General features: G+C 47.9%; 18 protein-coding genes. 3 read left to right on the top strand and 15 right to left on the bottom strand.

Annotated elements, in window-relative coordinates:
* The first annotated feature begins 75 nt into the window (after nucleotides 1-75).
* Nucleotides 76-2,637 (top strand): chemotaxis protein CheW, encoded by a 2,562-nt coding sequence (locus GH808_RS01500; protein ID WP_243166058.1) that lies wholly within the window; start codon nucleotides 76-78, stop codon nucleotides 2,635-2,637.
* 227 nt (nucleotides 2,638-2,864) lie between these two features.
* Nucleotides 2,865-3,137, top strand: coding sequence for a DUF5661 family protein (locus GH808_RS01495; protein WP_186841042.1), 273 nt, complete (start codon nucleotides 2,865-2,867; stop codon nucleotides 3,135-3,137).
* Nucleotides 3,138-3,250: 113 nt separating this feature from the next.
* Here GH808_RS01495 and GH808_RS01490 read toward each other — a convergent pair whose 3' ends face one another.
* The 4 genes from GH808_RS01490 to GH808_RS01475 all read right to left on the bottom strand — a co-directional run bounded on the left by GH808_RS01490 (nucleotide 3,251) and on the right by GH808_RS01475 (nucleotide 7,643).
* The gene (locus GH808_RS01490; protein ID WP_186841041.1) at nucleotides 3,251-3,907 is read right to left on the bottom strand and encodes a DedA family protein; all 657 of its coding nucleotides are present in this window, start codon (nucleotides 3,905-3,907) and stop codon (nucleotides 3,251-3,253) included.
* A 21-nt stretch (nucleotides 3,908-3,928) separates the two neighbouring features.
* A complete protein-coding gene (gene yqeC / locus GH808_RS01485; RefSeq protein WP_186841040.1) occupies nucleotides 3,929-4,651 on the bottom strand; it encodes a selenium cofactor biosynthesis protein YqeC in 723 nt (240 codons plus the stop codon).
* 54 nt (nucleotides 4,652-4,705) lie between these two features.
* Nucleotides 4,706-5,548 (bottom strand): DUF1002 domain-containing protein, encoded by an 843-nt coding sequence (locus tag GH808_RS01480; protein ID WP_186841039.1) that lies wholly within the window; start codon nucleotides 5,546-5,548, stop codon nucleotides 4,706-4,708.
* A 295-nt stretch (nucleotides 5,549-5,843) separates the two neighbouring features.
* Nucleotides 5,844-7,643, bottom strand: coding sequence for a phosphoenolpyruvate carboxykinase (GTP) (locus GH808_RS01475; protein ID WP_476559223.1), 1,800 nt, complete (start codon nucleotides 7,641-7,643; stop codon nucleotides 5,844-5,846).
* 488 nt (nucleotides 7,644-8,131) lie between these two features.
* Between GH808_RS01475 and GH808_RS01470 the strand changes: the two genes are divergently transcribed.
* Nucleotides 8,132-9,055: a cation diffusion facilitator family transporter gene (locus GH808_RS01470; RefSeq protein ID WP_420797515.1), complete on the top strand. Its 924-nt coding sequence runs from the start codon at nucleotides 8,132-8,134 to the stop codon at nucleotides 9,053-9,055.
* A gap of 97 nt (nucleotides 9,056-9,152) precedes the next feature.
* On the opposite strand, the gene GH808_RS01465 is transcribed toward GH808_RS01470, so the two are convergent.
* The 11 genes from GH808_RS01465 to GH808_RS01415 all read right to left on the bottom strand — a co-directional run bounded on the left by GH808_RS01465 (nucleotide 9,153) and on the right by GH808_RS01415 (nucleotide 21,699).
* Nucleotides 9,153-9,956 carry a dihydropteroate synthase gene (locus GH808_RS01465; protein ID WP_186841036.1) on the bottom strand — a complete coding sequence of 268 codons (804 nt, stop codon included), beginning with the start codon at nucleotides 9,954-9,956 and terminating at the stop codon, nucleotides 9,153-9,155.
* A gap of 8 nt (nucleotides 9,957-9,964) precedes the next feature.
* Entirely contained in the window at nucleotides 9,965-11,089 is a 1,125-nt protein-coding gene (locus tag GH808_RS01460; RefSeq protein ID WP_186841035.1) for a uroporphyrinogen decarboxylase family protein, read from the bottom strand.
* A gap of 2 nt (nucleotides 11,090-11,091) precedes the next feature.
* Entirely contained in the window at nucleotides 11,092-11,709 is a 618-nt protein-coding gene (locus tag GH808_RS01455) for a cobalamin B12-binding domain-containing protein (protein WP_186841034.1), read from the bottom strand.
* 318 nt (nucleotides 11,710-12,027) lie between these two features.
* The gene (locus GH808_RS01450; RefSeq protein ID WP_186841033.1) at nucleotides 12,028-12,513 is read right to left on the bottom strand and encodes a hypothetical protein; all 486 of its coding nucleotides are present in this window, start codon (nucleotides 12,511-12,513) and stop codon (nucleotides 12,028-12,030) included.
* A gap of 20 nt (nucleotides 12,514-12,533) precedes the next feature.
* Entirely contained in the window at nucleotides 12,534-13,127 is a 594-nt protein-coding gene (locus GH808_RS01445) for a CobW family GTP-binding protein (RefSeq protein ID WP_186841032.1), read from the bottom strand.
* Nucleotides 13,128-13,243: 116 nt separating this feature from the next.
* Nucleotides 13,244-13,969 (bottom strand): GntR family transcriptional regulator, encoded by a 726-nt coding sequence (locus GH808_RS01440; protein ID WP_186841031.1) that lies wholly within the window; start codon nucleotides 13,967-13,969, stop codon nucleotides 13,244-13,246.
* A complete protein-coding gene (locus tag GH808_RS01435) occupies nucleotides 13,962-14,621 on the bottom strand; it encodes a cobalamin B12-binding domain-containing protein (RefSeq protein WP_186841030.1) in 660 nt (219 codons plus the stop codon). The genes GH808_RS01440 and GH808_RS01435 overlap by 8 nt, the downstream gene beginning before the upstream one ends.
* A 92-nt stretch (nucleotides 14,622-14,713) precedes the next feature.
* The gene (locus GH808_RS01430; protein ID WP_186841029.1) at nucleotides 14,714-15,730 is read right to left on the bottom strand and encodes a radical SAM/SPASM domain-containing protein; all 1,017 of its coding nucleotides are present in this window, start codon (nucleotides 15,728-15,730) and stop codon (nucleotides 14,714-14,716) included.
* Entirely contained in the window at nucleotides 15,720-16,550 is an 831-nt protein-coding gene (locus tag GH808_RS01425) for a class I SAM-dependent methyltransferase (RefSeq protein WP_186841028.1), read from the bottom strand. The genes GH808_RS01430 and GH808_RS01425 overlap by 11 nt, the downstream gene beginning before the upstream one ends.
* Nucleotides 16,544-20,287, bottom strand: coding sequence for a cobaltochelatase subunit CobN (gene cobN / locus GH808_RS01420; RefSeq protein ID WP_186841027.1), 3,744 nt, complete (start codon nucleotides 20,285-20,287; stop codon nucleotides 16,544-16,546). The genes GH808_RS01425 and cobN overlap by 7 nt, the downstream gene beginning before the upstream one ends.
* 287 nt (nucleotides 20,288-20,574) lie before the next feature.
* The gene (locus GH808_RS01415) at nucleotides 20,575-21,699 is read right to left on the bottom strand and encodes an ABC transporter substrate-binding protein (protein ID WP_186841026.1); all 1,125 of its coding nucleotides are present in this window, start codon (nucleotides 21,697-21,699) and stop codon (nucleotides 20,575-20,577) included.
* Nucleotides 21,700-21,715: the final 16 nt, after the last annotated feature.

Raw genomic sequence — 21,715 nt, 5'->3', positions numbered from 1 at the left:
AAGATGCTTAAGGTGGTATAATTATACCCCTAAGCATCTTTTTTATAATCTTTTATTATCCACAGGAGAATGATCATGATAATTTATAAACAAAAGGACTTTCTCAGCTACATGCCGGATGTTCAGGAATGCAATAAAAGCATCTCTGACCTGAATGATCAATGGGACAATATTAAACTGTTGTCCGAAATCAATTGTCCCATTCAGTCGATCAGTGTTCTTCCCAATATGACCAAAATCCAAAACGGTTTTTGTGATCTGCAACAGGAGCTTATCGACACCCTTGTCTCTGAAAAACTGAAAAAAATGGAACAGAAAATCGTTTCAAAAACGCAGGTCGCCATCGACATCCTGATTCGAAACCTTTTTGAACGAACCGCCGATATCGGTTTTTTGGCCACCGACGATGATATCCGCCGTTTTGTTGAAAATGATGAACGCACCGAAAGCGACCGCAATCAGATTCTGGCGCGGATGCGTGAATATGTGGCAAAATACTCCGTATACGAAGACATCATCGTCCTCGATCAGGATTTTCGCGTTCTTGCCAATCTTGATGAACAGAATAATATCCTCGGTAAAAAAATCAAGGGACCGAATCTCGTCAAAACCATGAACGGCGAACAGAGCTTTGTTGAATATTTCAAGAACTCCAAATTACAGTATGGCGACAAGAATTCTCATGTGTTTTCCAGCCGGATCTGTCGCGAAGGCACCTCCCAGACCATCGGTCTAATCTGTTTATGCTTCCGCTTTGAAAACGAAATGAAGCAGATTTTTGAAAAACTGACCAACGATTATGACGGCTCTGTCATTACGATTATCGATGATGCGAATACCGTGATTGCCAGCAGTGACGAAAACCATGTGCCGACCGGAACCGTCGTTGAACCGGTTGAATCCGGCGAGAATGGTGTTGTCTACTACCGCGGCTCCGACTATATTGCCAAAACCCTGTCGACCCAGGGCTATCAGAACTACTTCGGACTGGGCTGGAAGGGCCATGTGATGCTGCCGCTGGGCTTGGCCTTCCGCGACAACCGCAATCTGAAAGACATCGATTCAACCGTTTCAACCGGGCTGCTGCGCCAGGCTGATTCCTTTTCAACTGAACTCAACGCCATCATCAATAAAACGCAGCTGATCAACGGCTCGCTCAAACGGATCGTCTACAACGGCCAGATCATCGCCCGGGATGACAGCATCGACGCCGAATATTCCCGGCTGAAGCCGATTTTAAGAGCCATCGGGCGCATCGGGACCAACACCAGCAGCCTGTTTCAGAATTCGGTATCCAACCTGTTTTCCACCGTGGTTTCCACCAGTCTGGTTGATACCAGCTTTCTGGCCTCCCTGTGCGTCGACATCATGGACCGCAACCTCTATGAACGCGCCAATGACTGTCGCTGGTGGGCACTGGATTCGACCATCCGCCGGATTCTGGCCAAAGACGAGCTCGACTCGGCCAAACAGAAACAGTTGACCGATATTCTAACCTACATCAATGATCTCTATACGGTTTACACCAATCTGTTTGTTTTTGATAAAACCGGTACCATCGTCGCCGTTTCCCAACCGGAACATGCCGACGATATCGGCAAGACCCTGACGATGCCCTTTATCAGTGATATTCTGGCGAACGCCAGCCCGGAAAAATATTTCGTCTCGCCGTTCGAAAAAACGGATCTGTACGATGATCGCCATACCTATATTTACGGTGCTTCCATTACTGATTTCAACAACAGCAACAAAACCGTCGGCGGCATCGGTATTGTCTTCGACAGTGAATACCAGTTTAGAACCATCCTGGAAGAATCGCTCAACAGCGGCAACGATGCCTTCGCCGTCTTTACCGACCGCAAGAAACGGATCATCGCCGCCACCAGTGATGCCTATGCCGTTGGCGAAAAGCTCAATCTTCCGGATGAACTCTTCAGTGTACCCAACGGCGATACCCGCTCGGAAATCCGGGTTTATGAAAACTGCTACTATTCCATCGGCTGTGCCTGCTCGTCCAGTTATCGGGAATATAAAGACTCGGATGGCTACCATAATGATGTGATCGCATTTGTTTTTGAAAAAATGGCCGATTATTCAGAAATGCGCATCGAAAAGACCGAATACAAAGAGATTGAGCAATCCGATTTCGCCTTTTCGTTGGCCGATGAATCGAAGAAACTGGCTACTTTTGTCATCAATGGACAGGTTTACGGAATGGAGCAGTCTTATGTCATTGAAGTTCTGGAAGCCAGTAAAATGATCTCGGTTCCGGGGACGAACAGTGTCATCCGCGGCGCGGTTGAATTCAACAAACAGTATTACGCCGTCGTTGATGCACTGGCGCTTTTTGACAAGGACCAGCCGAGTATCGACGCCACCCATCTGCTGATGCTGCAGCTTTCAGACGAGGAAATGATCGCCATTCAGGTTGAAAAACTGGTCAGCGTCCTGGAAATCAATAAAAATGACATCCAACCGGTCGACATCACTTCCGCGATCACCGGTGTTATCTGCCTGAACGACAATTCCAATCGCACCATTCTGGAAATGGATCCCCAGATCATGCTGGAAAAACTGGTTGAAAACACGGTCGAAGAAGACCTCGAAGCCGCACTGCCGTTGCTTGAAACCATCTAGCCGCATCCGCATCGACATCCTCCCGCTTTGCTGCGGGCTTAACCACTTAAAACGCTTCACATTCGCGGCCAATCGCTTGGAGATTGGCCGCTTTCTTATTTATTGACCAACTTTTGATGGAGATTGTTTGACAAAAATATCTGCTTTGCATATAATGTAATCGATTAGAAGACGAAATCACAATAACCATTCGTCTAATTTAAAATAATTTAGAAGAGGTGATTTTTATGTCCGAAAAAAAAGGTTTTACCCCCGAACAGGCCAAAGAAATCGGCAGAATGCTTGGCATCGACTGGAAAAAATTCGACATTGAACAATTCCGAATGGGCATGGACGTTGAGCTTGAACACGGCACCTGTGATTCTCATACCAATGTAACCGGCGACGACGCTTTTGTTACCGGAAAAATTGCGTTGGCCCATTTAAATGAATTCCCCGATTATTATACCCGGCTGGAAAAAATGGAAGTCGAAGCGGAAGCATTCTGGGAAGGCAAATAAAATCTGCTTGGCGTGATTTTTAAAATTTCAAACCGAAAAAGGCTGACAATCGTATTACTGCCGCAAAAGCGGCCGGCAATACGCCTGTCAGCCTTAAAATTTTTGAATATTAACTACGCATCCGCATCGGCATCCGCATTTTTTCTTTCCCTGAAATAAACAATCACCGCCGGAAGGACTGAGATAAAAATGATCGCAATCAGAACGAAGGTAAAATTGTCTTTGATGATCGGAATGTTGCCAAACAGGAAGCCGCCGCCGAGGAATAAACTCACCCATAATAATCCGCCCAGAATATTGTAGATGATAAACTTGGTATAGTGCATTTCGCCCATGCCGGCGACAAAAGGCACAAAGGTCCGGATAATCGGAATAAACCGTCCGATGACGATCGTCGCCGAGCCATACTTCTCATAGAATTTATGCGCCTTGACGATGTACTCTTTCTTTACAAATCTGTTTTTTCCCTTTTCGAGAATTTTATTGCCGATCGCTTTTCCAATCGAGTAGTTGACAGTATCGCCAATTACCGCGGCAAATAAAAAGGTGATGAAAAATGCCCACACGTTCAGTGATCCCATCGCGGACAACGCGCCGGAAGCAAAGATTAACGAATCCCCCGGTAAAAACGGGGTCACGACCAATCCGGTCTCGCAGAATACAATCGTGAATAAAATCAGGTAGGTCCAAAACCCGTAGGTTTGGATGATGCCGTATAATGATTCATCAAGATGCAAGATAAAGCTAATAAAGTTGATGATTATGTCCATGTAATTCTCCTTTTTTAATGACTAGCACTGCTCCAGCCAGCCTTCTTTCAGCGAAGCGATAAAGCACTGATCAAAAATCAGCTTGCCGATTTCCCCCATGATTCTGGCTTTCTCGCGATTCTCCTGATCCGCCTTGTTGATCAAGAGAATTTTGGGAAGCTGGCCGTATTGCGGCTCCAGCTTGTTTTTGACAAACTGTTCCAGGCTTTTTTTGAAAACCGCCTCATCAAAGACGGTTTCTGCACCGGCAAATAATTCCGACCGGTGAAATGTTGCATTATCGATTTTTTGAAATAAAACCTCGGCCCCGATCACGTGAACAATTTTGGTTGTCAGGTCCGGAATGATCGGTTCATATTCATTGTAAAATTTATACGGCTTTCTTTTGGAGCCGTCGCCCTCATTGACAATCACGATCGGGGCGAGCGCATCCCGCAGCAACAGCAATTCGGCATCGGCAAAGCCGGAAATTTTCTGCCCGGCCAACAACTCTTTGCCGACGATCCACTCTTGCTGCGGTTCTTTCTCCACCTGACGAACCACCGCGTTGATGTCGTCTGCGATGAGGCACTGTTTTTCGGGGACATCGGAAATGCAGATCTTGGCCGTTGTCGTCAGCAGGTGTTTCCATCCTGCCCGAGTGCATGCCTTGCCGATGGCAAACATCAGCGAGGTTTTCCCGCCACCGCCGGTAATGGTGATCACATCGTCTTTCTGAAGATCAAATGCTTTTATCAGATCCATTTTTAATTACGCCTTTCATATCAAATTGCGTTCATCATGCGCTTGTTCGGCGGCTTACTTGCCGGATCCTGAAGTCAGCGCGCTGAAAAAATCACCGATATTCTGGAAAAAGCTCTGCACCTGTTCCATGAAACCGTCGGTCTTCTGGCTTGCCTCAAGTAGTTTCACGAACGTATCCGGATCCATATTCAGTTCATTGAACTGGTTGACCAGCCCCAGAATCTCTTCCACCTGAGCATCCGTCAGGGTCGTATCGTATTTCGTTGCCGTTTCCTGAATCAGCTGCCGGATCTCGTCGTCACTCATGCCCTTGGTCTGGGCAATTTCGCTTTTTAGGCTGTTGATGATATTGACGGCATCGTCGCCGACCGCATCCTGCAGTTCGCCGGTGACCACCACTTCATCGACGGCGGTTGTTTTGGCGGCTTCATCAAGCGTCGTTCCCGTCGCTGCTTCGTAGGCTTTGTAGATGCCCGTCAGGGCGCCGGTGCCGGAAACCGGGGTATAGGCCGCCACAATCACCTTGGCATTCGTGATGCCGGCGGTGGTCAGCGCCGCTTTATACATAGCTTCGGTGACCCAGTCGATGTTTTTTGTTGTGATATCGATGCCGCCGCTGGATTTCTCCTGCACATAAACGCTCGACAGCGCCAGGCTGCCGATTTTATCAAGCGAAACCTGTCCTTCGAGATAGGCGCGTTCATCGGCGTTAGTCACAACGGTTTCTTCAACCGTTCCCCGGCTGATGCCGAAATAGCCATAGACCGTTTTCAACTGCGCTTCGGTATTATCGGCGCCGATGGCGACGCAGGCGCTTTTTGAATCAGCCAGTACCGGCGACATCATGGCCATCGCTAAGGTGATCGCCAATAGTCCCATTAAAAATTTCTTTTTCATTCTTCACCTCTTCTAATATTCAATCAGGCGTTTTTGCAATACTGCCGTGAGCTTCGCTGCCGATTTGCGCGAATCAATTCGTACACTGTACGGCGGACAGTCTATCGACTGTTCGCCTACACGTTACCAAATTGATTGCGCAAACCGACATCAAAGCAACTTCAGTTTGTGATTTATGCATTTCGTAAGTGCCTGAATACTTCATGCTTTGATTGCTGCGGTTAAGATAACCGGTTCGCGATTATCAAAACATCTGCTTAGAATACCAGTTGAGTCTAGAATTTATCTTAAATTTTTACAATGCCGTCAGTCTTTGTTCCAGCGCCTCGAGTTGCAGGCGCAAACTTTGGGGCAGACGGTCACCAAAACCGGCATAATACGCTTTGATTAAGTCAACATTCTGCAACCAAAGTTTTTTGTCAACGTAAAGCAGTGCTTTCATCTCCGCGGCACTGATATCAAGCCCATCCGTATCGATGGCGTCAGGTGACGGCATGTATCCGATTGGCGTCTTGACCGCGGCGCCCTGGCCGGAGACTCGCTCGATCACCCATTTGAGTACCCGGCTATTATCACCGTAACCAGGCCACAGCCATTTTCCGCTTTCGTCCTTGCGAAACCAGTTGACATAGAATATCTTCGGCAGCTTGTCAGCCTCCGGTTGCGCCCCGATATCGATCCAGTGCTGCAGATAGTCACAGACGTTATAGCCGATAAAGGGAAGCATCGCAAAGGGATCATAGCGCACCTGCCCGATATCATTGGAAATCGTCGCCGCGGTTATTTCCGAGCTCAGTGTTGATCCCATAAAGACGCCATGATCCCAGTCAAAGCTTTCATGGATCAAAGGAATCGTATTCGGGCGGCGACCGCCGACTAAAATCGCGTCGACAGGAACGCCGGCCGGATCTTCCCATTCCGGAGCAATAACCGGGCATTGCCCCGCCGGTGCCGTGAACCGGGCATTGGGATGCGCGGCCAGCGCGTTTGAATCCGCTGCGGTCCAGTCATTGCCTTTCCAGTCAATCAGATGTTCTGGCGCATCATAGCCGATGCCTTCCCACCAGACATCGCCGTCGTCGGTCAAGGCCACGTTAGTGAAGATGGTATTCTTTTCGATGCTGCGCATCGCATTGTAGTTGGATTCCAGCGAAGTCCCCGGCGCGACGCCAAAAAAGCCGGCTTCCGGATTGATCGCGCGCAACCGGCCATCTTCCCCGAATTTCATCCAGGCGATATCGTCGCCGACCGTCTCGACTTTCCAGCCGGGAAGGCTGGGAATGTGCATCGCCAGATTAGTCTTGCCGGTCGCGCTCGGAAAAGCCCCGGTCACGTATTTCTTGTTGCCCTGCGGATCCGTGATACTTAAAATCAGCATGTGTTCCGCCATCCAGCCCTCATCTCGGGCCTGAACGGAGGCGATGCGAAGCGCAAAACATTTTTTACCCAACAGCGCATTGCCGCCGTAGCCGGAGCCGTAGGACCAGATGGTGCGTTGATCGGGAAAATGGCTGATGTACTTCTCTTCAATCGGCGCACACGGCCATGCCGCATCTGTTTCGCCGTCCTTTAACGGGACCCCCACCGAATGCAGACACTTCACAAATTCACCATCCGCTCCCAGTGTTTCCAGCACCGCTGTGCCGATCCGGGTCATAATCCGCATGTTCACAACCACATAGGGACTGTCCGTCAACTCCACCCCAATTTTGGAGATGGGCGATCCGATCGGACCCATCGAAAAAGGAATCACATACATCGTGCGCCCCTTCATCGACCCGGTAAAAAGCGTTGTCATCGTTTTCTTCAGTGCCACGGGATCAACCCAGTTGTTGGTCGGTCCGGCATCTTCTTTTTTTCCCGAAGCGATAAACGTCCGGTCTTCAACGCGCGCCACATCCGACGGGTGACTCCTGAACAGATACGATCCCGGACGTTTTTCAGGATTCAGGCGGATCGCCTGTCCTTTATTAACCATTTCCTGAAACAACCGGTCATTCTCTTCTTGTGATCCGTCACACCAGTAAATCTGATCCGGCTGACACATCGTTGCCACTTCCTCTATCCATGCCTGCAGTTTTTTATGTACCATGATATCCCCCTAGTTAAACAATCAGAACTTCTGTATCAGATTAATCTTTTTTGTATTATTATACCATTATTTACGATAAATTATACGTTTATTTTAATATTCGTTCGTTTTATCATTATTAACGTTACCCTCTAAAATCTCACGGGCTCTCCGTAAACGTTGTCATTGCCCGGCAATTTATTATCCCTTCAGATTGTATTATAATATGAATAATTAAACAAGTATGTTATTTCGTTTATGCTGTTGTGACCGCTGTTAATTCGGCCTGACGACCCGCGTCGGGGTTTGATGATTGTCAATAAGCGGATTTAAAATTTGTTTGACAGATAAAATAAAATGTGTTAAACTTCTCAAAAACATATAATCACAGGCATATGGTATTAACAGCTGTATGCTGGGCCTTCGCTGGCAGCAGGATGATATCCTGTGGGACTTCAATCACAATTGATGTTCCACAGGATTTTTTTATTGAGGAGGAAATATTCTTGCAAATTTCAAATCGAAAAACAAAAGTTGCTTTATTGTCAATTTGCTCAAATACCGTATTGATTATTCTGAAAGTTATGGCCGGTATCTTGAGCGGTTCCGTCAGTATCATTTCGGAAGCCATCCATTCGTCGATGGATCTCGTCGCATCATTAATTGCCTTTATGGCGGTCCAGAAATCGTCAAAACCGGCCGACCGGGATCATCCCTATGGTCATGGCAAAATTGAAAATATATCGGGCATCGTGGAAGGCTTATTGATCTTCATTGCTGCCGGAATGATTGTTTTTGAAGCCGTCAAGAAAATATTGGAACCGGCCGAAATTGAACAGGCCTGGATTGCCATCGCCGTCATGGCGACTGCGGCGGTGATCAATTATTTCGTTTCAAGAACTTTATATAAAGTCGCTAAAGAGGAAGATTCGATGGCCCTTGAAGCAGATGCGCTCCATCTAAAAACAGACGTGTACACATCTTTAGGCGTCGGTGTTGGCATCCTGCTGATCAAACTGACCGGTTTCGTCGTGCTGGACTCCATCGTCGCAATATTAGTGGCGCTGCTGATCGTCAAGGAAGCCTGGGCACTATGCTATAACGCACTGGAATATCTGATCGATATCCGGCTGTCAGATGAAGAGGAACAGGAAATCCGCGCCGTGATTGAAAAAATCAAAAATGATTACGCCAGCCAGCTGATGGATTACCACAAACTCAAAACCAGAAAATCCGGAAATATCCGCCATATCGATTTTCATATCACGGTCGATCCCACCCTTTCAGTGAAAGACGCCCATGAAATTGTCGGCTGTTTCAAGAAGGAATTATGCGAGCGCTTGAAAAACACCCGCGTCAGCGTTCATATCGATCCCTATACGCCCCTTGGGGACAACCGCGAAGCGGACGATTCCGATGGGGACGATAATTACTGAGCGCTGTTTTCAACAGGTGTAGCTAAAACCCGTACCGACCAAATATTCTTAAATCAACACCGCCCCTGATCGCGATTGATCAGGGGCGATGATTTTTTTATTTTTTGACAAACTCAATTTTGGCCGCAGTGGTGTACTTCCGGCAGAACCGATCCCTGCCGAGCAGCAGTTCAGTCGCTTTCAGCGATTCAATCAGCGGCACATTCTGGGGATTGACAACTGCCGAATCCATGCCGGCCTCCACCGCCAGGGTTAAAAAAGTCCGATTAACAAGGGCCCGGTTGGGCAGCCCGAAGGAAATGTTGCTGAGCCCGCCGGTGATATGCGCCTCCGGATAGGTTTCCCGAATCGCCCGGATGGAGGCAAAGGCAATCAGCCCGGCCTGCTGATCGGTGGCAACCGCCATGATCAGCGGGTCGATATAGACCTTGTCATCAGCAATTCCAGCCGCCCGGGTAGCCTTAAAGATCCGTTCCAGTACCATCATCCGTTCTTCAACGGTTTTCGGCATGCCGGACTGGGATTCGTCCAGAGCCAGGGCAATGACGTTGCAGTCTCTTTCATTAATGAAGGGAATAAAACTCTCCAGCCGCTGTGGATCCCCGTTGATCGAATTGATCATCGGCGTTGCCTTAACCACATGAATGGCTGCCTGGATGACTTCCGGGGTCGAACTGTCGATGCAGATCGGGGTATCAGTGACGGACTGTACGATCTCCAGCAGCCACAGCATATCCTCTTTTTCCCGGGAGGGATCGGTGCCGGCGTTCACATCCAGATAGTCGGCTCCGGCGTTGGCCTGATCCAGGGCCGTTTTTCTGATGAAGTCCACATCCCGCTTGATAATGGCTTCCTGGATGGCTTGCCGGGTGCCATTTATTTTTTCTCCGATAAATATCATAGCTCTTCCTACTTATATTCCACTGCTGTTTTGTACATGGCCACCATGTTTTCGAATTTTGCATTGGCCGGCGCATCGCAGCCAGAGGTGACAATCAACCCTTTCGCGCCTACATTATCGATGAGTTTCTTGACATAATCTTCGGTTTCAGCTACGGTACCCATTGAGAGTATCGGCGCTGGCACATCACCCATAAAAGCGACATGATCGCCCAGCAGTTTTCGGGCTCGGTTAAGATCGGTCATGCCATCGGTATTTAAAACAAATTTCTGTTTTGGCAGTTCCAGGAATCGTTCGATGTCGCGATCCCAATTCTGATCAAGGTGCATGATCGGGATGAAACTGTTGTCAATAAAAGCTTCAGCTGCTTTTTTCATATATGGCCATACGAGATTGTCCCATATTTTTGGTGACACCATCCCTGAAGCGCCTCGCCAGCCACCAACCCAGCCACCGATTGCATGGGTTTGCTTGAGTGTCTCCAAAGTGGATTCGATCGTTGTTGGAAACATGACATCCTGTGCTTCTTTAATTTTATCCAGCCTTTTATAGCAGTCCATATAGAACTTTGTCATTGAACGTCCACCGCACAAGGCTTCAAAAGGCGGCGTGAAGGCGATTGAATTGACCTGAGGTAAGCCATTTTCGACGAGCATCTGAGCCTGTAACGGACCTTCAGTCATACTGTAATTCATGAAATCCTGTATTTCATCGACTCCAATCACCTTGGGTAAATATTTTTGCTGAAACTCAGCGAAACCATGTTCGATGATAAAATCATAATCCTCAATCTCGATCAAAGCTTTTTCATGTACCTGCCACAAAGAATCATCCGGAAGATCTCTGCCAGGAACTTTTATTTGTGACAACCACATCAGTGAAAGTGCTACGTTAAATTTGCCTGGATATGGTGCATTGATGCAATCGATGGATGCCAATGAATCAAGTTCTTTCACATAATCCACATAGGCTTTAAATCCTTTTTTAGTATCGAACATGAAGTCTTTAATCGTCATATTATAATGTGCTGCCGGTGTGGCCGGTCCCGCATAGGCAGTTGAAGATCTGCCATTTTCAAAAGCAATTGTCTTTTTATAAAGCTCTACGCGTTGTTCATATAAACTCTTTGTCATGATTAAATCATCTCCTTACATAATCGTACTGCCGATTGGGCATCGTCGCCAACTGCATCGGCCCCGGTGTATCTGACTACTGATTCGTCGGTCGGTCCGCCGCCAATAACGATTTTGACTTGATCTCTGAGTCCGGCTGCTTCAACCGCTTTAACCGTATTTAAGATCGAGTCGTAGCAGGTGGTCAGCAGGCAGGACAAAGCCAAAAGCGGCGCGCCGGATTCTTTCAGGGCATTGACAAAAACTTCGGGTTTGGCATCCACTCCCACATCGATGACATCAAAACCGCCGGATTTGAGCATGATATAGACCAGATCTTTACCGATATCGTGGATATCCCCTTCAACGGTTCCCAGTACGACCTTTCCCAGAACATCCCCAGTTTTTCCGGCCAGATGGGGTTCCAGCATTTCGCCCATTTCTTTGAACATTTCCCCGGACATCATCAGATCGGATACGAAATACTCGCCGCTGCTGAACATTTCCCCGACTTTTACCATCCCGGCTTCGCCTTCTTTAAGAATCTCAACCGGATCCGTCCCGTTATCCAGTTCTTTCTGTACCACTTCCATCAGCTCATCCATTTCCAGATTCGCCAGCAATTCACTGATTTTCGCCATTTTTTTATCCTCCATGTCTTTGTTTTGATTGATTTTTTTTTATTTGAACCACACATTTTCAGAGGAGAACTCATCAGCTATTAAAGAATATATAAAATTAATCCGGTTTACGGAAAAATAACTTTATTATCCATTCGGATTTGTGTTATTATTATAGCGATGAGAACTCCTTTTAGCGCTTCCCGTGTACGTTATGGCCCGCAATGCCTGTACCTGTGGAATTTTAAGGAGTCTCTTTTTTTGTTTCAACCATGCATTATACCTCCAAATTTAATTTAGTTACTTTATAATACCGATGATTTCATCGGTGATTACCGTTTAGTGATGATGCCCACAGGTTTCATCATGCTGATGGTGATCATGACAGACCGGACAGGGCTGTTCTTCTGACTCCGCCAATTCTCCATCATCGTGAATTGTCTCTTTATAATCGGTCATCAGCCCGTAGACACTGCAGGTTCTTTCCAGGGCCATATGAAAGCAGGTGAGATTGGTTTCCTTTAAAATATTAGCAACGATGGCATTAAAGGTCAACCGCCCTTCCTGGCTATTGCCTTGTGAATTAAGGATTTCAACGTTTACCGGCCGGTCAGCGGCAACGCTGCTGAATTTGATGAAATTTCCCTCATCCAGTTCAATCAGCCCCTTGATATGACCAATGGTTATATTTTCTGCTTTGCTTAATTGCTCCACATAATTCTGAATAAAAAAGCAACCGATTTCCTGCCACTTTTCATTCTGCAATGCTTGTCGCGAAATCAGTTTTGTCTCGATTGCCAGGGTTTGAAATACATTCTGATACATTGTTTTTTCTCCGTTCGTATCTATTTGAGCAACTCCTGTAACTGATTCTCCGTCAGTTCATTCACATTGATTGGGGCAATTGAAACGCCCGGGTTGTACTGCCTGATTACCTGTTCGGATTGCTCAATTTCCGCTGCAGTCGCCACATCAATTTTATTGATCACCGCCAGATCCGCCAGCGGAATGGCTGCTTCCAGGTAGGGTTCCAGCACCTCAACCAGCATTTCCACGCGGGTCGGATCCATGATCATTACATTTTTGATCTTTTCGGGTGTGAACCCGCAACGGGCCAGGGTTGGATACAGAGCAGACGGGTCAGCCGCTCCCGAAGGCTCTATCAGAATGTACTCGGTTTCATATTGTTCCAGCAGTTGATGCATGGTATCGTCTAAGCTAATCGCCAATGTGCAGCAAATACAGCCGCCGAATATTTCCCAGACATCATAGCCCATTTTCTTCATCTGCAGATTATCAATGCCAATTTCGCCAACCTCATTGACGATGATTGCACAACGTTTCTGTTGCTGCGACAATTCCTTGGCTATTTTCAAAAGCAATGATGTTTTACCTGATCCCAGAAATCCCGTGAAAAGTATTAACTTTGGATTGTTCATCTATTTTCTCCTGTCATCATATACGTACAAGTATGTATGGATATAATATATACCTATGAAAACGTTTTGTCAATGGCTTCAATAAAAAAAGATCAAGTTGAAATTTTCACTTGATCTTAGAATATGCGTTTATCTTCAGAACCTTTTGGTGTCGATGCTTTGATCGTCAAATATTTCGGGCTGACGTAGAACCAGGCAACCTGCAGCACCTCGTCGGTCGCCTCATTTTTAATGATTTCCGTTATTTCAAAAATCGGTTCCTGCTGATCCAGATTCAGGCGGTCGCTCATTTCTGCGGTCGGCAGCGTCACCGAAATCGTGATCGTTTTATCCAGCACAAAAGCCAGCTTTTCTTCAAGCGGTTTCAGATAATTCGCAAATTTCAGCATATCCTCGATCACCGGCTGGTTGGGTATATAGGGCAGGTAGATGATTTCCATCGCGATTTCCCTGTCATCCGAACACAGAATCCGGGTCGCTTCCACCGCCTTCTGATTCTCATTTAAATTTAAGATCCTGTCAATCTGCCTGGTTGGCAATTTCACTTTTACCGACAGCAGTTTGACCCGATCGATATGGGTGTTCAGGCCATCGTATTTATTGAATTTGAACTGGAAAATATCCACCTCTGGTTTGCAGACAAAATTTCCTTTTCCCGGCACGGAATAGACATAGCCTTCATTGGACAGCAGCGACAGACTTTTGCGGATCGTCATCCGTCCCGCTTCATACTCCTTCATCAGCGCGCTTTCCGAGTTCAGCATATCACCCGGCTTGAGCTGACCTTTGATGATTTTTTCCTTCAGACTGGCCACGATGGCCAGGTATAAAACGTCACTCATTCACTTCACTGCTTTCTTTATATTTTTCCTGAAGAAATGCCTTGCAGTAATTGACGCCTTCATAAAAATTATTTGACATAAAATCAATTTGGGGAATTCTAACATAGTCATTATCCACACTGGCGCCGCCCAGAATGAAACGGCGGTTTTTGAGCAGTTTTTCTTTTTCCAGCGCACTGCCCAGTTCCTTGACATAAGAAATTGAACTGATCATCACGCAACTGACCGCAATGATGTCGGGATCATGCTCTTTGACTGCTGCAACAAAGGTTTCGACCTTGACATCGACCCCCAGGTCAATGACCCGGATTCCTTTATTTTCAAGCGCATCGATCATCAGATCCTTGCCGATATCGTGGATATCATCAAAAATCGTCCCCATCGCAACGGTTCCCAGCACATTTGCCGGTTCCTGATTGCCCTGGAATAGGTTGGCGGCCGCAAAAATATTCTTGGCCATCATCCCGGAGACGATCAGATCGGCGATAAAACATTCTTCATTTTCATACTTTCGGCCAATTTCTTCCAGCCCAGCCATGACCTTTTCGAAGAGAATTGCGTAATCGATGCCACCGCGAATCAGTTCATCCGCATAGGCCTCGGCTTCATCCAACTTTAAATCAGCAATGAGTTCAACCAGCTTATCTTTCATCTTCCACCTCAACTCTTACGTACATATCTGTATGTCGTCAGTATACCACATTCGGCTGCCAGATTACAGTTGATTTTTTAAGTGATTCTTTTTCAGCCGTTTCCTGTGACGATTTCAAACGCCGTTTTCTTCAAAACACAGTCCAGCGATCGCTCGCCCTGCTCTGCATGGTTGACCATCATCCGTGACGGACAGCCTCTGGAACAGACCGAAAAATAAGTACAGTCATTGCAGTAATCCGGCACGATTTTTGGTAATGCGATGGGTTTTATTTTCCCCGCTTTGACATTTCCCATAAAATAATCCGGCCGGTCAATCAGGGAACCGCAGGGATAAACCGCGCCGTTGGGCAGGACAACGAATGACCGCCCGCCGGAAGCATAGCAGTAATCGCCGGAGCAGGATGAACAGGACAGGCGCTTTCTGGCTTCTTCAATCTCCCGCAGCCGGATCCGCCTGCCCGAAAGTTTGAACAGCTCCGCCGATTTTTTCTGCATTGCTTTCAACGCTGCCGCCAATTGTGCTGGTGACGCCGGGCTGACCAGGCCGGGGTTCGTTTTCGCATTTCCGGCTTCTCGCAGTATGTCCAGGCCGATGCCCGGAACATTGCCCAGATAGAAAGCAAAGTCAACCAGTTCCGGCAATTCAGTCACGTTCTGTGCCGTCACCACCGCATTGATGTTTGTCTTGATTCCCAACTGGCCCAACAGTTGGATACCGACAATCACTTCGCGGGTCTTGCCTCTTAAACGCTCATTAATCTGCGGCGTCCCGTCCAGACTTACCCCAACGACAATTTTCATTTTTCTGATCCCGGCCGCGATCTCCGGCGTGATCAGCGTGCCATTGGTCTGCATCTGAAAACTGGCATCGAGATGCTCTGATTTTGCATAGCCAACGACCCGGCCGATCAGATCAACATTCAGCAAGGGCTCCCCGCCGGCAAATTGAACTTTTATTCTACGGTCGGCAAAATAATCCAAGGCCGCCTTGGCCGTTTCAAAAGCCATATCTTCTTTTCTTTTGCTGGCAGCGGCATAACAGTATCGGCAGTTCAGATTGCACCGGCTGGTCGTCCATAAAACGATCAGTACGCTTTCATTTGCCATGGCAGCCCCCCTTCCTGCTTTCTTTTGGACTGTCTGACTTTTCCCCCACCACCATAAAGCGATTCCTGTTATAGGTCAGTTTATAACCCAACGGCCGGGCTTTTATTTCCGCCCTGATCAGATTTCCGATGTCCTGATTATGCACCGACCGGATATCCACATTCTTCATTAACCGGACCACCTTTTCTTTTGTGACCCGGCGCAACGGTAATTTTTGTTTGATCTCATCGAATTTACCTGTTTTTGTCCGATCCTTGCTATCTTGTTTGGATTTATGCCGATTGTTGATCTTTGTGCCGATCTGCTTTCTGATTCGGTCGATGCCCTTGATCTGGCCTTCAACCCAATCCCCTTCAAAGATGATCAACCGGCCTCCGGGTTTTAAAACCCGTACCCACTCGATCATCGCTTTTTGAGGATCGGTCAAGGTCCAGATGACATGACGATTGGTCACGACATCAAAACTTTCATCGTCAAAGGGAAGCGCTTCTGCGTCAGCCTGGATAAAAGAACAACTGGAATGGTTTTTTTTACTCTCTTTACGGGCGGCTTTGATCATTTCTTCGGAAAAATCGACACCGATGCAATCCTGTCCTAATTCTTCAAAAAGCATGGCAATAAAACCCGGACCCGTTCCCACATCCAGCACTTTTAAATTATGGCGATTGTCTGTCGCCCGGGATAATTCCTTTTTCCAGGCTTCCTTTAAATCCGATGAAAGATGATAACCTACTCTGGTGGTATATTTGGGGGCATAATGGTCCCATTGTTCGACCACCATATTTTTCAGGGTCGCATTCGCCGTTTCATTTCTCAGCACTCTTCTGCCGCTCCTTCCATTTCAAGGTATATTTTTCTGAGTTCTGCGACCATTTTGTCGTCGGCATCCCACATCTTCCGCTGAACCGCTTCCAGCAGCCGTTCGGATATGTTCTGGAGGGCCCACGGATTGACATCCCTGAGCCAGTCTGAAAATTCCGGATCGAGGGCAAATTTTTTCGCCAGTTCCTCGTAAAGCTGATCATCCATCACCTGGGCGGTCACGTCCCAGCCGAAAATATGATCCACAATCTGGGAAATATCGCCGGCGCCTTTATAGCCATGCTCCTTCATGCTCGCGATCCATTTCGGATTGAAAACCCGGGAACGCAGTTCAAAGCGCGTTCCCTCGCTGACGGTTCTGGTTTTGATCCGTTCCGGATTGCTGCTGTCACCGACTAACCCCAGCGGGTCTTCTCCCTTGAATGCGCGCACCGAGGCAATCATCCCGCCATGAAAAGAATAGAAATCATCACTGTCGATCATTTCAAACTCACGCGAATCCAGATTCATGACCGCGGCGTCCATCACCGACAGCCTTTTTTTGAACAGTTCCGGTAATTGCTTTCCGTAAGTTTTTCTGCTGTAGGCATAGCCGCCCCAGGTCAGATAAATCTGGGCCAGATCATCGACGGTGTTCCATTGTTTCGTATCGATGATGTTGCAGACACCGGCCCCGTAGGCACCGGGTTTGCACCCGAATATCCGGTAGCTGCTTTCCTCTCGGGCACGGTCGTAATCGATACCTTTTTCCAGCATTTCCTCGATGTCTTTTCGGACATGCTTCGCGACAAAGTTCATCTCTTCCGGTTCATCCAGATCGGCGACGGCCAGCACCGCCCGATCCAGCAAATCGACGAGATTCGGGAAAGTATCCCGGAACAGACCGCTGATGCGCGTCGTCACATCGATTCGCGGCCGGCCCAGCTCATCAAGCGGAATCACTTCCAGTTCCCTGACATAGGCATTCTGTTTCTGCCAGATGGGTCGGACTCCCAGCAGATAGAGGATCTCCGCTTCATCTTCGCCGCCGGTGCGCATGGTTGAGGTGCCGAAGACCACCATTCCCACATTCTCCGGATACTGTCCCTGCTCTTTTTGGTACTTTTCAAGCATGTCATCAGCCAGACGTTTGCCGGCTTCCCAGGCGGTTGGCGAAGGTACGGTCTGCGGGTCGATTGAATAGAAATTTCTGCCGGTCGGCAGAATATGCGCCATCCCCCGGCTTGGACTCCCAGTCGGTCCCGGTTTGATGAACTTACCGTCCAGACCGTCGGTGATCGCGGTCAGTTCATTCTGGCAGTCAGCAAGACGGGGAACCAGAAAGGTGCAGATATAAATTGCCACCTTTTGGATTTCTGAATCAACGCAGCCAAAAACCTGATTACAGACTGTATCAATCTGCTTTTTCGCAAAATCCGTTTTGGCTAAAACTTCGAGAAACGCGATGGATTTTGCATAAATATCTTCCAGCACATCGGCATTTGTCTTTCCATTATTGTTAAGTTTCCCCCGGTTGTCAAGCAGTTCATCCAGGTTATAACCATCAAAACTGGCGATGGACTGTCGCAGCGACGGCGTTTCGCCATTGGGCAACTGGGTCATTGCCGCCAGCAGTTCGATACGTTTTTCGCCAATCGGTGCTTCTCCCAGCGTATGCAGTCCCGTTTTAATCTGCGTTTCTTTCAGCTCACTCAGATAATCGTGCAACTGCTCCAGAAATTCGTCGAAATCCGCAGGCTGAGCATCATCCCGATTGAGGTCCCGGTGCAGATTTATCTCCAGCACCTTTTCCCAGATGATTTTCTGCAGATAACCGAGCTTGCCGGGATCCATCGCCTTGCATTTGTAATAGTCCTGAAGCTGGGTTTCCAGCGCCGCTGTTTCATCGTAGAGTTCGGCCCGCGCCATCACAGGTATCATATGGTCGATGATACAGCAGTTGCTGCGCCGTTTCGCCTGGGTGCCTTCGCCCGGGTTGTTGATGATATAAATATACAGGTGTGGCAGATCTTCGATGGCGATGCGTGGATAGCAGGACTCGGACAGTCCCAGCGCTTTTCCCGGCAGCCATTCGAGTGAGCCGTGCATGCCGACATGAATGATGGCATCGGCTTTGAACACCTCACGGATCCATTCGTAATAGGCATAGTAATTGTGGGGCATCGGCAGATCCGGGCTGTGATAGACACTTTCCGGATTGAGGGTGTTGCCCCGCGGCGGCTGCATGCCGATAAAAATATTCCCGTTGATGATTCCCGGTACCGCCAGCTTGCCCTGATGGCAGAAAAATTCACCGGGCGGCTGATCCCAGAATTCGGTCATTTCATCCTGTACTTTTTGAGACAGCTCTCCAAACCACGCCTCATAAGCGGGCTTTGGAATCGTGTCAACTGCTTTTTCTACCATCTGCTCGGGCGCCGCCCATCTTAAGTCGTTGGTCGTTTTCGACAGCAGTTCGTCGATAATCGCCGTGCCGTTTTCGGGCATCGTCTCTAGATAATAGCCATTTTCCTTCAGGAGATTCAGAATATTGAAGACACTGTCTTTTGAATCCAGCCCGAAGGCGCTGCCGATGGTGTCATTGCGCGGCGGGTAGTTGTGAAACAGGATGGCGACCTTCTTGTCTTTGTTTTTCAGATGCTTCAGTTTCGCCCAGTTCTCAGCAATGTCGACAATGTGTCGGATGCCGTCCCCATCCGGTTGATGAACGACAATCCTGGCGCCGGTCAATGGATCGCGGGTACTTGAATCGGTAAAAGCGCCAGCCAGCGTGATGATATTGCCATCCATCTCCGGCAAAGCGGCGTTTGCTATCACATCCACCGGCGAAAGCCCCTGGGTCGAAGCTTGCCAGGATTCTCGGTCGGCAAAGGCAACCATCGCTTTTAAAACCGGCACGCCAAAATCTGCCAGCACAGCATCAAGAGACTGATTTCTTACATTGCTTTTATAGCTCATCATTGAAGCCGAAAAACTCATCAGATTTACTATCACATCGACAATGGGTTTTTCCTCATTTTTAAAATAATGCGTCAGAATTTCTGCCAGTCCCATATTGCCGAGATCCTCTTCGCAACGCGTTTTGCGAAACACCGGGATGACATTGATCCCTCTGCTTTCAAATTCCCTGATGAAGGCGTCCACATATTTCGTATCAGCATTTGTCCAGTGCTCACGGTGAAACCAGATGCCGACTGACAACCTGCCCTTTTCGAATTTCTCATTCAAATATTCGGTCAGCGTCGGAAGCGTTTCAAAGTCGGGATGATAGATTCCTTCCCATGGCAGAGGTGCTGGCTCCTGATACGCGCCGGAAATTTTGTCTGACCGCGTCAGCAGATACAGCAGCGCCTGATGGTAGTTTTCGCAGCCGCTATACGTCAGATACCGGTTCAGCTTCACATAATCACTTTTGTCAACGGTTGAATACTCGGCTGAAACCAACGCATCGATCGGATTGGTATAATGAACATAGATCTTGACTGACGCCGGCATAGCGGCGACAATCCTGTCAAATCCGATGCTATTGTTTTTTCCGCCATGCAGACAGATAATCAGGAAATCCGAATTTTGGGCAAATCCGATAAATTCATCCAGCACCTCCGGATCATCGAATTCTTTATTTTTCCTGGCATAAACATCGATTTCATATTCTGTTCTGGTAAGTTTTATCGCTTTGCTCAGGATCGCCAGTTCCGTTCCATTTGCACTGCAAAACGCCAATTTCATGGTCATTATTATTCCTCCAATTTTTACACTGTAAGGCGGACAGTTCGCTAATACGAACTTGAGGTAAAAAGCAAACAAAGTACCGACAATTGTTACATCATGTTGTGTGCCTCTGAGCGGACATCTCGAAGAGTGTCCGAATCTGCAGCACCACAACAGATTAATAATTGGTCGGTGCGAGTTTAGCAACAACCTACTGAAAATACATTTTCACACTGTCCGCCTACCCATTCCCAAATTGATTGCGAAAACCGGCAGCTTCGCTGCCGGTTATTTCGCAAACGCCTATTTCATTATTGAACTGGCACCTTGTACATGTAGGTGATCTGGTGATCCTTGAATGCATCCGGATGGACGATCGCGGCATAATCGGCGACGATGTCATCGAGCTTGTCGACTGACTGGAACCAGTTTGGCTGAAAAGCCCATACGTTTCCGGCAGTCACCGCGGGCAGCTCGGCAACAAGCGAAGCCGATTCAAAGATTTCACCGGTATTCGCAAAGACCTTCTTACCCATTGGTTCATAGAAAAAATACTTGGCCGTCGTTCCCCTGGCGTAAAAATCTTCATAGGTCACATAGGAATTGCCCGGATCGGACGTTTCAAAATCTTTATAGACGTAATCGGCTCCAACAATGTTATAGATATCAGCCATATATGAACCACCGCCTCGCACGAGGACCTGCCCATCATAGATGTAGCCCCCAACCACTGGCGGTTTTTCCAGTCCGGCAACGGATTTTTTAATTTCTTCGAGATGTTTTGCGGCATTGTCGATCTGGGTATTGGCTTCCGTTTCTTTGCCCAGGAAAGCCGCAAACAGTTTGGTGTATTCCATTCTGCCCAGCACGGTTGTTTCCAGACCGGACGAGTCGACAATGAACGGGATTCCCAATTCCTGAAGTTTTGGCCCAACCGTGTCATAATCGGTGTATGAAATAAATGCCAGATCGACGCCGGCACTCACCAGGGCTTCATAATCCAGGGCACTGTTTTTACCCATGAATTTGATTTTTCCGGCCGCCATTCGCGAATCAATCTGTTCGATTTGACCTTTTCCGACATCATATGTCGATACGCCAACCACTTTGTCAAAGGTATCATCGCCCAAAGCGCGCAGATATGAGCTGTGGGTCGTCGAACCGATGAACAGCTTCTCCGGTTTACCATTAATCACCTGTGCGTCGTCATAACCGGTCGGGGTTTTGGCGCCATCCGGAACGAGCAGCGTCTGTCTGTCTTTTCCATCCACTACCAGAATGACGCCGTCATCCAGATATTCGATGCTGAAATTCTTGGCATAAAGCGCCTCCAGCTCACCCTTTTTCCCGCCGGAACCCGCCTGGCTGGTGCATCCCGCCAATACAAACACGGCTGACAATACAATTGTCAGAACTAAAATCGCCTTTTTCTTCATTGCTTTTCTCTCTTTC

Origin of the sequence: Acetobacterium fimetarium (genome assembly GCF_014284475.1) — a bacterium.
Lineage (GTDB): Bacteria > Bacillota > Clostridia > Eubacteriales > Eubacteriaceae > Acetobacterium > Acetobacterium fimetarium.
The sequence above is the reverse complement of the archived record's forward strand: the minus strand, read 5'-3'. Positions and strand labels throughout refer to the sequence as shown.

What these genes read in the sequence shown, in the direction of transcription:
- GH808_RS01460 (WP_186841035.1), bottom strand. Translation starts at nt 11,089, where the DNA reads ATGACAAAGAGTTTATATGAACAACGCGTAGAGCTTTATAAAAAGACA.
- GH808_RS01430 (WP_186841029.1), bottom strand. Translation starts at nt 15,730, where the DNA reads ATGGCAAATGAAAGCGTACTGATCGTTTTATGGACGACCAGCCGGTGC.
- GH808_RS01490 (WP_186841041.1), bottom strand. Translation starts at nt 3,907, where the DNA reads ATGGACATAATCATCAACTTTATTAGCTTTATCTTGCATCTTGATGAA.
- GH808_RS01455 (WP_186841034.1), bottom strand. Translation starts at nt 11,709, where the DNA reads ATGGCGAAAATCAGTGAATTGCTGGCGAATCTGGAAATGGATGAGCTG.
- GH808_RS01440 (WP_186841031.1), bottom strand. Translation starts at nt 13,969, where the DNA reads ATGAGTGACGTTTTATACCTGGCCATCGTGGCCAGTCTGAAGGAAAAA.
- GH808_RS01435 (WP_186841030.1), bottom strand. Translation starts at nt 14,621, where the DNA reads ATGAAAGATAAGCTGGTTGAACTCATTGCTGATTTAAAGTTGGATGAA.
- yqeC (WP_186841040.1), bottom strand. Translation starts at nt 4,651, where the DNA reads ATGGATCTGATAAAAGCATTTGATCTTCAGAAAGACGATGTGATCACC.
- cobN (WP_186841027.1), bottom strand. Translation starts at nt 20,287, where the DNA reads ATGACCATGAAATTGGCGTTTTGCAGTGCAAATGGAACGGAACTGGCG.
- GH808_RS01495 (WP_186841042.1), top strand. Translation starts at nt 2,865, where the DNA reads ATGTCCGAAAAAAAAGGTTTTACCCCCGAACAGGCCAAAGAAATCGGC.
- GH808_RS01445 (WP_186841032.1), bottom strand. Translation starts at nt 13,127, where the DNA reads ATGAACAATCCAAAGTTAATACTTTTCACGGGATTTCTGGGATCAGGT.
- GH808_RS01500 (WP_243166058.1), top strand. Translation starts at nt 76, where the DNA reads ATGATAATTTATAAACAAAAGGACTTTCTCAGCTACATGCCGGATGTT.
- GH808_RS01480 (WP_186841039.1), bottom strand. Translation starts at nt 5,548, where the DNA reads ATGAAAAAGAAATTTTTAATGGGACTATTGGCGATCACCTTAGCGATG.
- GH808_RS01450 (WP_186841033.1), bottom strand. Translation starts at nt 12,513, where the DNA reads ATGTATCAGAATGTATTTCAAACCCTGGCAATCGAGACAAAACTGATT.
- GH808_RS01415 (WP_186841026.1), bottom strand. Translation starts at nt 21,699, where the DNA reads ATGAAGAAAAAGGCGATTTTAGTTCTGACAATTGTATTGTCAGCCGTG.
- GH808_RS01465 (WP_186841036.1), bottom strand. Translation starts at nt 9,956, where the DNA reads ATGATATTTATCGGAGAAAAAATAAATGGCACCCGGCAAGCCATCCAG.